General features: G+C 63.3%; 9 protein-coding genes. 5 read left to right on the forward strand and 4 right to left on the reverse strand.

All coding sequences use genetic code 11. The annotated features are described in order from the left end of the window. Window positions 1-663: 663 nt before the first annotated feature. From B9A95_RS06635 to B9A95_RS36125, 3 genes are all read right to left on the reverse strand, one after another. Entirely contained in the window at window positions 664-1,437 is a 774-nt protein-coding gene (locus tag B9A95_RS06635) for an IS982 family transposase (RefSeq protein ID WP_084046141.1), read from the reverse strand. Window positions 1,438-1,513: 76 nt separating this feature from the next. Continuing rightward, window positions 1,514-2,932 (reverse strand): replication initiator protein A, encoded by a 1,419-nt coding sequence (locus B9A95_RS06640; RefSeq protein ID WP_139806535.1) that lies wholly within the window; start codon window positions 2,930-2,932, stop codon window positions 1,514-1,516. A 915-nt stretch (window positions 2,933-3,847) separates the two neighbouring features. Beyond that, complete coding sequence (locus B9A95_RS36125) at window positions 3,848-3,970, reverse strand: hypothetical protein (protein ID WP_281255824.1); 123 nt, start codon at window positions 3,968-3,970, stop codon at window positions 3,848-3,850. 226 nt (window positions 3,971-4,196) lie between these two features. On the opposite strand from B9A95_RS36125, the gene B9A95_RS06645 reads away from it, so the two are divergent. The 5 genes from B9A95_RS06645 to B9A95_RS06660 all read left to right on the forward strand — a co-directional run bounded on the left by B9A95_RS06645 (window position 4,197) and on the right by B9A95_RS06660 (window position 10,799). Continuing rightward, window positions 4,197-4,778: a Uma2 family endonuclease gene (locus B9A95_RS06645; RefSeq protein WP_084046192.1), complete on the forward strand. Its 582-nt coding sequence runs from the start codon at window positions 4,197-4,199 to the stop codon at window positions 4,776-4,778. 117 nt (window positions 4,779-4,895) lie between these two features. After that, the gene (locus B9A95_RS33360; RefSeq protein ID WP_170928479.1) at window positions 4,896-5,036 is read left to right on the forward strand and encodes a hypothetical protein; all 141 of its coding nucleotides are present in this window, start codon (window positions 4,896-4,898) and stop codon (window positions 5,034-5,036) included. Between the two features lie 110 nt (window positions 5,037-5,146). Then, on the forward strand, window positions 5,147-5,287 hold the full coding sequence (locus B9A95_RS33365) for a hypothetical protein (RefSeq protein ID WP_170928480.1): 141 nt from the start codon (window positions 5,147-5,149) through the stop codon (window positions 5,285-5,287). A 176-nt stretch (window positions 5,288-5,463) separates the two neighbouring features. Beyond that, a complete protein-coding gene (locus B9A95_RS06655; RefSeq protein WP_084046144.1) occupies window positions 5,464-6,711 on the forward strand; it encodes a metallophosphoesterase family protein in 1,248 nt (415 codons plus the stop codon). After that, a complete protein-coding gene (locus B9A95_RS06660; protein WP_084046145.1) occupies window positions 6,708-10,799 on the forward strand; it encodes an AAA family ATPase in 4,092 nt (1,363 codons plus the stop codon). Before B9A95_RS06655 ends, B9A95_RS06660 begins: the two co-directional genes overlap by 4 nt. A 231-nt stretch (window positions 10,800-11,030) precedes the next feature. Here the strand turns inward: B9A95_RS06660 and B9A95_RS06665 are convergent, their stop codons facing one another. Next, complete coding sequence (locus B9A95_RS06665; RefSeq protein ID WP_084046146.1) at window positions 11,031-12,074, reverse strand: HNH endonuclease family protein; 1,044 nt, start codon at window positions 12,072-12,074, stop codon at window positions 11,031-11,033. Between the last annotated feature and the right edge of the window lie 316 nt (window positions 12,075-12,390).

Raw genomic sequence — 12,390 nt, forward strand, 5'->3', positions numbered from 1 at the left:
GGTAGTGCAGCCGGTGGACGGTCGCCAGACCGCCGGAATCCAGTGCCGTCGGAGTTGCCATTCAAGTGCCTAGTGGTCTGATTCAGAAAAACGTTGACAGTTGGGGAGAATGCCAGGAGGGCACGGGCTGGGCCATTCTCCTCTGCAGAAATGTCAAAGGACCTCTGAATCAGACCACTACTACTACAGTTGCAGTTGCTCCAGGAACCTGTTGTTCAAGGGCTTTCTGTCACCAGTCACCTCCCGAGAATTCCCGTATTTGAGGGACCCAATCGCCAACTGCAACTGTAGTAGTAGAATCCTTACCTGATTTGTTCCGGCCTGGGGAGAACAACATACTTTGCCAGAACAAAGACTTGGTCAAACATCAGCTGGGCATTCATGCCAGCGACAACTCTTGAATTGTACCCATCTAGTAAGAATTGCAACTATTCAGCTATTAAAGTAGCTATTTAACACTAAGATAGATCTCGTGATGAATAGTTGTTTATATTCTAATAATTGTAACGATTTAGCAGGACCGCGATGGTCCTGCTAAATCGTTACAAAGCCAGTGCATTTGCTGCCCCGCCGCATAGGGCGGTATGGTCCTGGTCTGCTCCCCGGCACCTGGACAAGTTGTCACCCACTGAGTCAGAGTGGGCTGGCATCTTTAAACGCCGTTTAGGGCTGAGCGAGGTTATGGGCGAGGACGGCCAGGACGACGCGGAGCCGGAGAGAGGGAAGTGTTTTGGTCTGAACGGAGCGAATTTGAGCTTCGACCAATTGTGAAAAGACGGTTTCAATGCGTTTGCGGAGCTTTGGGTGGCGGTCTTGCCGCCACCCGTTGTCATAGCAGGTGTTTTTCTTGGGTGGGAACAGGTAGCCCAGGCAGCAATAGCCCTTGTCCCCAATGATCTTTGGCCCGCCGAACTCAGGCCACCTCTGGTTCAACTCATAGCTGACGGTGGTGTCGTGAAGATTGGCGGGTTTGAGGAGGGACTGGACGATCTCCCCTGCGGGTGTCACCCAGGCATGCAGCTTGTACCCGTACACGTCGCCCTGGGTCCCAAACCCCCATTTCGCTCCCGGGAACTTGCACCGCTTGCCTCGTTTCGGGCGACACACCGGGAGCGGCATGGAGTCAATGATCACTTCTGCACAGCGTTTGGCGGGGCTGACCAAGGCTTCGAGGCGTTCCAGCAGACGCACGCTTCGCATGTACGCCTGGGTGTAGGAGGGAAGACCGCGTCGGTCTTCCCTCAACATGTTCCACCAGATCGAGCGATACGGCTGCTTGAACACGAAGCGAGCGAGCAAGAGGGCCACGAGCAGGGCATCCGTCAGCTTCTGATGCTTGAATCGCTTCAGATCGCTGAAGTGCCGCTTCGCCCAACGGTGGAGCTGACGAATCACCGCACGACGACCTAAACTATGATGGTGACGGTATCTGCACATACCGTCTCCATTTTTCCTCGTCTCCGTCCTGCTTGGCTACCCCAGCTTCAAGCCCTAAACGGCGTTTTAAATAAGTTTATGACCCCTCTACTGTCAAGGAGCGCAGCTGATCCAACAGTTCTTCTGCCCTTCCCTCAAAGACGGCCCGCGTCGCTTCTTTAACCAACACCGTTCCATCTGTGCGGCCATCTGCAATGGCGGTCCGCAGGCGAGCGTACTGTGACGTTTCCAAACGTCCTTTCAGAAGGACTTGAAGGGTCCTCAGCGCTTTCTCCGCTTGATCTTCCAGACTCAATGCGCGGAACGCCGCTTCACGCTGCGCCTCACTTTCCTCGACCTCCTGCAAGACCTGCGTCTGCCTACGGACTTTCGTCTGCTGCTGTTCCACCTCCTGCTCAGGCGAGACCATCCCTGGAGGATCGGGATACTTCCCCTCAGCGTCCTTGATGACGTCTACCAGCAGGGCCGATGGGTTACGCATCTTGTAGCCGGAGGCCTTCAGCGCATCAAACTTTTTGAGGCGAGCGGCGACATGTCCTTCGCCCAGACTTTCAACGAGCTTGCGGGCCACGGGGCGCGCTACGCGCCGCTCCACCAGGGCCACCACCATCGGCGTTTCCAAACTCTCCAACGCCTTTTCAGGGCTGCCAAACACGTAGGTCAGCGTCTGCTTTTTGCCTCGGCCTTCGTACACCACATCGTGGAGATACCCGCGCGCCTTGAGTTCCTCATGGGCCCCTTCGAGCGTGCGGCGAATCTTGTCCGTACGCAGGTCCACAATTTTGCACTCAGCGGCCCACTCCAGCAGATTGACCTGGTACGACACGACGCGTTGGGTCAGGTCCTGTGGGTCGTACCGTTTGGCATCCAGAAGCCGGTATAGCGCGCGCGTGAGGGGGCGCTCCAGAGAGGTCAGGAATACGTAATCCAGGGGTTTGACGTACTTTGAGCGAATCGACTTGACGATTTGCCGGGCGAGTGTCACGGAGAGCACCGCACCTTCGGTCACCGTATCCCGTTCCGGGGAAGTCACCTCGTAGTCCAGGATGTAGCTGAAGGTGCCACTGGTCCAGCGCTGGTGTTCGTGATCCCGCCAGGCGTGACTCATGGTGTACGTCGCCTGTTTGAGCCGCCGCAGGGATTCGGTCAGCACCCGGTGGTAGTGCCCATTGTTGTGCAGTCCAGCACGGAGGAGCACCTGGCTGGCGGTCGTCGCAACGGCACCATTCTCCGGGGAACCCTGTTCAATGAACAGATCAATGAAGGCGTTGGCGATGTCTCCATCGAGGCCGTGCGGAACGCCCCCATATTCCGTTGGGCTGAAGCACGCCAGATGGCCTTGACGTCCCTCAACCTCGAACTCGTATTCCCAGCGCGTGAAGTCTGCTGGAATCCGCTCCTGAATGCTGATGAGTCCCAGACGCGCCACGTTTGCCTCGGTGAGGCGCTGCAGCATCTGTCCGCTTATGTCTTTGCGCCTGCGTTCGCGTGCCACCTGATCTCCGGTCGATGCACTCTACCCCAAGGGCCAGAGGTTCTGAATGATGATTGTTTTTATGATTAAAAGAAAAGAATGATGATTCATCATCAAGTGGCGAGGTGCCTCGCGTGCTGGACAATCTTTTCCAGCACTTTCCCCCCAAGTATGTCGTGGGTTTGCCCGCAGACCCCCCAAGTATGTCGTGGGTTTTGCCCCCAGATCCCCCAAGTATGTCGTACGTCCTGCTCCCAAGCTCCCCAAGTATGTCGTAGTTTAGAGGCCAAACCACCCAAGTATGTCGTGCGTTAAACCTCTCCAATTCCCCAAGTGTGTCGTGATTTAGAGGCCAAATCCTCCAAGTATGTCGTGTGGAATCAGACTTTTCTCCCCAAGTATGTCGTGCGTGGTAAACGACTGGTTTCTGAAGCGGGTCGAGTTGAAAAAACACGTCTTGGACGCGTCTTGCCATTGGAGTAGATATCTTTCCCCCAAGTATGTCGTGCTCCTTCTGCTTCCAATCCCCCAAGTGTGTCGTACGGATACACACAGCGAAGCCAGGGCCTGACAAGGCCAACTGGGAGTAGGAGCTCTCAATCCCTCAAGTGTGTCGTGCTGGAATCCCTTGTTTGTCCTGTCTCTCGAACTGAATCCGCTACCCGAACGGACGCTGAGCGGTGCGCTGCAAACTCTGCGGCCAGATTTCCTTTTTCTGTCAGCGCAGGTGTTCTCGCAGGCGTTCATCCGCCCAATTGCCATACACCTGTGCCGTCTGCACGTCGCTGCGGCCTTCGAGGTGGAAAACGAGCGCGTGAAGGAGCTGGTGAAGTCTGGAGACCCGGACGAGAGCATCTGGAAGGGATTGAGCAGGTGGAGGAGAGGCAGGCGCTGTACACCACCCTGCCCCACCCGTAACGGGTCCAGGGAGTTGGTCTACCGGCGGCTGGAGAACAACCGGGTGCGGAGCTGGTTGCGGTGCTCCTGCAGGCGCAGTTCGGCGATGGCAGCGGACGCCTGGTCACGCTCGTTCAGGTCACTGAAGTACCAGCGCGGCACTGCGCTTTGCCAAGTGGTTTAAGGTGAAGGACGATAGCGCGGACAGTGGGGAATTGCCGAAACCCGCTCAACTTGCTGAGGAGGCGTTGACCGAGCTGCAGGGTGCAATGGAGGAGCTGCGGGCCCCATCCTGCTGGAGCTTGGGGAGAGTGCTGAGGTGCTGGAAGAGGCGGGCGTGCTGACATAAGGGCGAATGTGCGGTGGGGCGCGCGCGTACAGTGGGCGTATGAGCGCTCCCACCCTGAAGCCCATGAGCGTGGAAGAGTACCTGCGGACAGAAGAGGGGAGTCCGGTCAAACGGGAGTATGTGGGTGGTTTCGTGTACCCCCTGCACGGCTGGACGCGCGCTCAGGCTGGAGCGACCCGCGCGCATGTGCTGATCACGGGGAGCATCGCGGCTGCCCTGCGCGGTGCAGCCCGTAAGCAAGGGTGCCTGGTGTACAGCTCAGACATGAAGCTCCGGGTGGAGGCCAGCAACGCCTTCTACTACCCGGACGTGATGGTGGTCTGTACACCTCAGAACCCGGATGCCCAGACGACGTATGAGACGGCTCCCTGCCTGTTGGTCGAGGTCACGTCGAAAAGCACCGCCCAGAATGACCGCTTGGCGAAGTACGCAGCTTATACCGCCCTGCCGAGCCTACAGACGTACCTGATTGTCGAGCAGACCGAGCGGCGAGTGTATGCGTACCACCGCCAAGGCGAAACCTGGAAGCTACAAGAGCTGGCCAGCAGTGGCAGCATAGAACTGCCCTGCCTGAGCTACGCCCTGACCCTGGATGAGGTATATGCCGATGTTCCTGTATGAAGAAGGACAAGAATGACGTCGCCCGAGAGAGAAGGACTGCCAGAAAGGTAGACTGAAACGACATTGGGCAAAATCGTGAATTGCAGGGACTCTCCCGCACAGCCCGCAGGCCAGGAGGTGGGTATCACGCGACTGCACCTGACCCGAACGGGCTGGGACGGCGTCCGCCGCAAGACCCGAGTCCAGCTCGACCTGCCCGTGCTGCCTGAACGCGAGTTCGCCGCCTTGCCGGAGCACCCGGACGTGCGGATCGCCTGACACCTGCTCGAAAATGCCCGGGCCAAGCGCGACGCGGTGACGGCGATGGACGCGGGCCACATAGTGCGGGCGCAGCGGCATCTGACCGATGCCGGCAACTGCTCGGCCTGGTGGCCGCAGCCAGCTCTTCTCTGCTGATCGATACCGAGTTGTGCGACCTGGAGGCCCTTGAGGAAGTCACCGAGCGCGACGCCCAACTGGTCGGCAAACGCGCCCTGCGACAGGACTACGACCGCAGCTGCGGCAAGTAGAGCCGGGTGGAGGCCAGCGCCCCTCAGGAGTTGGCCTCCGTAGAATCTGCGCGCTGGACGTGTAATAGAGGACCATCCTCCCGCTTCCTGTGACGTGGATGTAGGAACGCCGGTGCTACACCACTTGCCATGGCCTGTCGTGTCCCTGACCTTCTCCTTCGCTGGGAGGTTGCTGTATGACGTCCTTCTCCTTCGCCCACGTGGCGGATCTCCACTTGGACACGCCCTTTTCCGGGCTGGCCAGCGTTAATGAGCAGCTGGCTCAGCGGCTGCGCGACGCGTCCCTGGACGCCTGGGACCGCGTCGTCCAGGCCTGCGTGGACCGTCAGGTCGCGTTCCTGGTGATCGCGGGCGACATCTATGACTCCGATACGGCCAGCGTGCGCGCGCAACTGCGGTTCCTGCGCGGCCTGGAGCGTCTCAGCCAGGCGGGCATTCAGAGCTTCATCGTGCACGGCAACCACGACCCCAATGGCGGGCGCTGGTCAGCGGTAGACACGTGGCCCGGAGGGGTCACCGTGTTTAGCACGCGGGACGTGGAGCACGCCGAAGTGCGGCGGGGCAGTGAGCTCCTCGCGGTGGTGAGCGGCATGAGTTTCCCTGAGCGCCACGTCCAGGAGAACCTGGCGCGCCGCTTCCGGCGAACGCCTGGCGACGCCTATCACGTGGCCGTTTTGCATTGCAACGTGGACGGCGACGCGTCGCACGGTGTGTACGCCCCCTGCACCCTCGAGGACCTGCGCGAAAGCCGGTACGACTACTGGGCGCTTGGGCATATCCACGCGCGGCGGGTTCTGCAGGAGAGCGGCCCAACGGTGGTGTATCCGGGCAACACGCAGGCGCGCCATCCCAATGAAACGGGCGCCAAGGGCTTTGCGGTGGTGGAGGTCGCCGGCGGGGACATCCGGCTGGACTGGGTAGACACCGACAGCTGGCGCTTTCAGACGCTGGAGTGCCCGGTGGACGGCCTGACGTCCCTGAGTCAGCTCGGGGAAAGGCTGTCCTCTCAGGCCCTGGGGTTGGGCCAGGACCGGCCTATGGTGCTGCGCGCGCGGCTCACTGGGCAGGGTCCCCTGCATGGGGAGCTGCACCGGGCTGGCGTTCAGAAGTCGCTGCTGGAATGGCTGAGGGAGCAGTCGCCGGAGGACCTGTGGTGGGACGACCTGCGGGTACGCACCCGCCCACCCTTTGACCGGGCTGCCCGGTTGCAGGGCGAGGACTTCACGGCGGATTTCCTGCGTCGGGTGGACGAAACGGACGCCCAGCAGCTGGTGTCGGCCCTGTTGGGCGAGTTGCGCGGCAACACGTCCCTGGCATCCGTGCAGGACTTCCTGGACCTGGAGGGTCTGCTTGCGGATGCGCCCGGCCTCCTCGCGGAAGCTGAAGCGCTGGCCCTCACGGCGCTGGAAGGGAAGGGCGCATGATCCGGATTGCCCGCGTGCAGGTGGAAGCGTTCCGGGGCCTACGAAACGCCGATTTCACCTTCGATGCCCCGCCTCAGCAGCCGCTTACGGTGTTGCTCGGACCGAACGAGGCGGGAAAGTCCACGCTGCTGGAGTTCATCCGTGAGGTGCTGTTCGGTTCGGGTGACGTGCAGGGGAGCGTCATCCTGGACGCTGGAGGCCGCCGTTACCGGGTGGCCGCTTCAGGCAGGCGGGTGCGACGCGTGCTGGACCTCACGTCCGGTGAGGAATGCCCGCCCGGCACCGCCCGTGAGCTGCTGGGGGCCATCGACGATCAGGTGTTCCGGAATGTCTTCGCCTTTGGCCTGACGGAACTCCAGACCCTCTCCAGCCTCACCAAACAGGGCGTGCAGGAACGCATCTTCGCGGCGGGCGTAGCGGGTGCGGGCCCTTCGGCACGGGCAGCGGTGGACGCTCTGGAGCAGGAAACCCAGGAGTACCTCCGCCCCCGCGCGTCTGGAGCCCGGCTCAACGGTGGGGCGCGGGCGTACGCGGAGCTGCGCAAGTTGCAGCGCGGCGCGCAGGAGCAGGCGGGACGGTACGCCACATGGACGCAGGAGCGCGGTGCCCTGCAGGAGGGCATCGAGCGAGACAAGCGTACGCAGGAGGCGCTGGGAACCCGCCAGCAGGACCTCGAACACCTGGTCCGGCTGTGGCCCGGGTGGGTCGACCGCCTACAGGCCCAGGAGGAGCTGGAAGGCCTGGAAGAACCGCCGCCCGGCGGGGCCGTCCGCCTCCCGGAGCTGCGCGGCCTCCTGGAACGGCAGGGGAACCTGGAGGGTGAACGCGCCGGACTCCGTGGAGAGCTCGGTGCGTTGCCCGCGCCGTCCGCGGCCCTGCTCACCGCCCAGCCGGAACTGGAGGCCCTCACCAGCGATCTGGCGGCGCATCGGGAACGCCAGCGGGGTCTGGCGCAGCGGGAGATGGAGATCGGCAGCAGTGGCGAGGACCTGACGCGGCAGCGGACGGCGCTCCCCGTGCCGTGGACCCAGGAAGCCTTGGCGGACTTTCACGCTGCGGAGTATGTTCCGCACGTCGACGCCCTGGAACGGCGGCTGACTCACGCCGCCGAACGGCACGCGGCGGTGCAGGCTCAGGTGGGCGAAGCGCAGCGCGAGGCGGAGCAGGCGCGGGAGCAACTCGGTCTCCTGCCACCGCTGGGGTCCCTGGAGGAACCCGCCACGACCGAGGAGGAACACCTGCTGCGGGGGACTGTTGTAGATGCTCAGTCTCGCTTGGATGCGGCCGTGCAGGCGGCGGACACCCTGAACCCGGACGCGGCGCTGCTCAGCGCCCTGCCTACCCTCCGAGCAACGCTGGAACACGCGCCGCTGCACCTCCTGCAGGACCTGCCCCGCCTCCAGCAGGAGGTGCAGCGGCAGGAGGAGCTGCTCCCCAGGATGCTCGCTGAACTGGGCGGTCCGTGGACGGCCGATCGCCTGAGTGCCCACCGCCGCGAGGACGAGCAGGCCTGGCGCCAGGGTGCGCAGACCTGGGCGCGGAAGCTGGCGGAGGCCCAGCGGGCGGAGGAGGAAGCCGGGCGCACCCTGACGGCCCGCGAGCAGGCCCTGCGTGAAAGTGAAGTCCGCCTGCAAGGGCACGCGAAGCTCCCAGAGACGGCAGAGCTCGACCGGCAACTGGGTGAGCTTCAGGCGCAGCATCACCTTGCTGGGTCCGTGCGCACGCGCCTTCAGGTACAACCAGGTGCGCCGGGTACCTCGCGCCCAGCAGCCACCTGGCCCCTGTGGGTGAGCGTGGCGCTGACGGCCGTGCTGACCCTCTGCGCGTTCCTGGTGCATCCGCTTCTCGCGCTGCTCACGCTCACGTGCGGCCTGGCCCTGGCGTATCTGCAGCGCCCTGTGACGGCAAGCGGCGCGCCCTCGGCACCACCTGAGCGCGCCGCAGTGCTGCTGCAAGACCTCAAGACGCTGGGCTTGACCGGGCAGGCGGGACTGGGTGAGGTGCTGGCGCTGGAAGGAGAGCTGAACGGGAAGCTCGCCAGCCTGACGCGCATCCGCGAAGCGGCAGGTCAGCGCGACGACGCGCAGCGGCGGCATCGGGGAGACCAGACGCTGGTCCAGGAAGCCAGCAAAGCCGTGCAGGACACCCGGGAAAGCCGGGCGGAAGCTGAGCGGAGTTTCGCCACGTGGGCCGTTGGGCTGGGGTTTGGTCTTGGACGCCCGGAGGAACTCGATGCCGTTTTGCTGCGCGTCACCGCGGCCCGCGACGCCCTCCTGAAAATTCAGGGACTTCGGGAGGACCTGCGCAAAACCGCCGGGGACGTGACGGCCTTTCGGGAGCGCTCTGCGGAGCTGTTGATGGCCCTGGGCCGCGCCACCACTGCGGACGCGGCGCTGACGGACTTGCGTCAGGCACTGAAGGACGCGGAGGAGGCGGAGCGTCTCGCGGAGCGCCTGGCTTTGGCGCGGCACGCCGTCACAGAACGTCAGGAGGACGTGGACCGTGAGGCCGTCCGCCTGCAGTCCCTGAGGGAGAAGCTCGCCCAGCAGCGTATGCAGGCCCAGCAACGGGCGCAGTCCGCAGAGCAGCTTCTCACGCAAAAGCAGGAGACCCTGAAGGACGCGGCGCAGGACCTGGACGGTGCGCAAGCCGAGTGGACCTCGTGGCTGAGGGCGCAGGAGCTGCCGCCGCTGTCCCCGGCCCAGATGCGCGTCTTGCTCGAACGCCTGCAACGCGCCGCTGATACGGCCCGACAAGTCCTGGACAAAGGAGCGCAACTCGTCCAGCTGCAGGTGGCGGTCCGGGCCTTCGAGGAGCGTATGGCAGAGGTGGTGACCCGCGCGACGGGTGCTCCCTCGGTTCAAGGTGCCCAGGACCTCCTCGCGACCCTGGAAGCGGCCCGGCAGGCCTCCGAGATCAGCGAACGCCGGCAGGATCTGACGGTTCGGCTGGCGGGACTGGACCGGCAGTGCGGTGAAGTTCAGCGCGCCGTCACGACCATTCTGGAGGAATGCGGTGCGCCGGACCTGCACACCCTGGAGCACTGGGAGGTGCTGCGGGAACGGCGGGCCATTCTGCGAACACGGGTTCTGGAGGCTGAACGGGACCTGCACCTCCTCGGAGGGCAACGCGCTTCCGAACTGCGTGCCGAACTCGACCTCGCCCAGCCGGGCGAGTGGCACTCGGAGCTCGAGCGGATCAGCGGGCAGCGGCAAGCGCTCGCTGAACGCCAGGATGAGCGGTACCGCCGGGACGCGGAGCTCGCGTTAGAACTCAGGCAGCTGGCGGACTCCCCGACCTCCGCCAACGTCGGGCAGTTCCTGGAAAACCAGCGGGAGCAGCTGCGTCAGGACGCGCGCGCCTGGCTGGTTCGCCGCCTTGCCGGGGAACTCCTGAGCACCACGTTGAGGGAATACGAGCGCACGAAGGGACCGGAGGTGCTGCGGCACGCCTCGGAGGTGTTCTCGCACATTACCGGTGGACGTTATGTGGCCGTGCGTCAGGTGGAAGGTAGCGCCGCATTCCGGGCGGTGACCGAGCGCGATGAGCTGGTGGACATTGACCAGCTGAGCCGCGGCACGCAGGAGCAGCTGTACCTCTCGGTGCGCCTGGGCCTGGCGCGTACCCTCGGGCAGCGGACCGCGAAAGTGCCGCTGCTCATGGACGACATCCTGGTCAATGCCGATCCGGAACGCGCCGCGAGTGTGGCCGCGGCACTCGCAGAAGTCGCGCGTGAGCACCAGGTGCTGTACCTCACCTGCCACCCGAGCAGCGCCGACCAGCTCCGTACCGCCGCGCCGGACGCTCAGCTGCTCACCTTGCCGCGGCTCATGGGGACGATGCCTCCCTTACGGCCAGCAGCGCGGGGGGAGGCAGCCGCTTCCGCCGTTCAGCAATTCCTGGAGGAAAAGGGCCAACCGTGCACCATAGCGGAACTCGAAGGGGCCCTTACGCCAATGACCCAGGTGGAGATTCGCGCGCAACTGCAGGTCATGCAGGACAGCGGACTCATTGAAAAGACTGGACAGAAACGCGGAACCCGCTACGCCCTGAAGGTGGGAAATCTCGCGCCCTCTGTCCTGGCGTAAAGCGGGGCGGCCTGACGCTCCGGTTGCCTCACAAGGGTATGGCCGCAAGGCCATTCTCGAAGGGCAAGCCCAGGCGCTGGTGGGGCTGTGACGGACTGGAAGACTGCTGTTCTCCCTGCCTCTTGTTGGCAGGTCAAAGACCTCAGGGAGCAAAGGAGTTGTTCTGCATCCCAGACCTCGCACCTGGGTCTCTTGCAAAGGTAATAAACGGATGGCCTGACGCCTTCCCGTTCAGAATGGGCGCCCAGACGTTGGGCGCCCGTTCCAACTTCGGGATTGCCACTCCCGCAGCCGCTCCCAGAGGCGGTACAGGAACGTCCAGCGCTCCTGCGCTGACCCGCCGGTCTCCCGCATCAAGGACTCACGCAACGGGTGATGGCTGTCAATGAGGTAGGAATTCCGCCGGTGCAGTCTCTCCAGGAAACGTCGATCAGGGATGGCATCGAACTTCCCGCCCGGTCCGGCATTGCATTCCGCACACGCCAGCACCAGGTTCCACACACCATTCAGGTCTGTGTCCGTGAGCCGGAAGCCCAAACTCCAGGGGAAGAAGTGATCGACATGGCTGAGCACCGTGTCGTTCAGATCCACCTCCGCGAAGCAGTAAAAGCAGCGGCCTTTCTGATAACCGCTGAGGGCAGGCCGAAACTTTGTGAGGGCTTTTCTGGTCTGATGCCGCCACGGCACGAGGACCAGCTCCTCGGAGCTTGAATCGAAGGCGATCCGGCGCGCCTCCCGGTGTCCTTCTCGGGTCTGGGTCCAGGCATGCTCGACCAGATGCCACCGGGCCTCGGTCTCGTGGGTGAGCTGGCCGCGTTGGTCGGCGGACAAGGAGAGGAGTTCGTCGGTCAGGACCAGACGACGCGGTTTGCGTTCCTGCACGTAGAACTGAACGCTCGATTCACCCCCTGGGAGGCGGTGGTACAGATCGAGCACATACCGGAAGGCGTGCTGCGCGGTGACTGCATGGAACTCCTCCAGGTTCATTTGCCCGTCGAGATGGGCCTGAGCCGCGTCGAGGAAGACGCTGCTGCGCATGGTGCCCTGGACTTTGCCCGCCCGCACATGCCTCAGAATATGTCCGGCAAAATGTGGCGCCAGCTCATGAAGCGTGACAGAGGTGTACTGCTGCTCAGCAAGGTCTAGAAGTGCACGGGTCAGCGCGAACTTATAGGAGGCCGTGTTCTCGCCAAACAGCACGATGCCGCGCATATACGTCGCCTCATCAGGCCCAGATTGGATAAAGCCCTGATAGCCCTGAGGCGCTTCTGACATGACTCCACCATAGGCAAGACCTTGGAGGCCATCAACGGAAATCCTATAAGGCCGTGACGTACGAGAAGCTGGCCCGAGACCGCATCCCCGACATATGGACAGACTTGCAGCGCGCGGGTTCTCTGGCGGTACGTAGCTGCAATCCCTCCTGTCCAAACTGGTGGGAGAAGCGTAGGCGACCAAGGGCGCCTCTGCTGAGGAGCAAGCAGAAAAACTGGTAGGCGTTCTGGAGGTGGTGGGCGCCCTGTTCGTGGCTCAGGAGGTTTCTGAAGCGCAGGTGCGCGAGGTCGCGCGGTAGAAGCGCGAAGTCCGTGCA

The sequence above is a fragment of the Deinococcus hopiensis KR-140 genome (assembly GCF_900176165.1).
GTDB lineage: Bacteria > Deinococcota > Deinococci > Deinococcales > Deinococcaceae > Deinococcus > Deinococcus hopiensis.

Bases quoted from the DNA above. Each gene is read 5' to 3' on its own strand.
- B9A95_RS06635 (WP_084046141.1), bottom strand. From the start codon at position 1,437: ATGTGCAGATACCGTCACCATCATAGTTTAGGTCGTCGTGCGGTGATT.
- B9A95_RS06645 (WP_084046192.1), top strand. From the start codon at position 4,197: ATGAGCGCTCCCACCCTGAAGCCCATGAGCGTGGAAGAGTACCTGCGG.
- B9A95_RS06655 (WP_084046144.1), top strand. From the start codon at position 5,464: ATGACGTCCTTCTCCTTCGCCCACGTGGCGGATCTCCACTTGGACACG.
- B9A95_RS06660 (WP_084046145.1), top strand. From the start codon at position 6,708: ATGATCCGGATTGCCCGCGTGCAGGTGGAAGCGTTCCGGGGCCTACGA.
- B9A95_RS06665 (WP_084046146.1), bottom strand. From the start codon at position 12,074: ATGTCAGAAGCGCCTCAGGGCTATCAGGGCTTTATCCAATCTGGGCCT.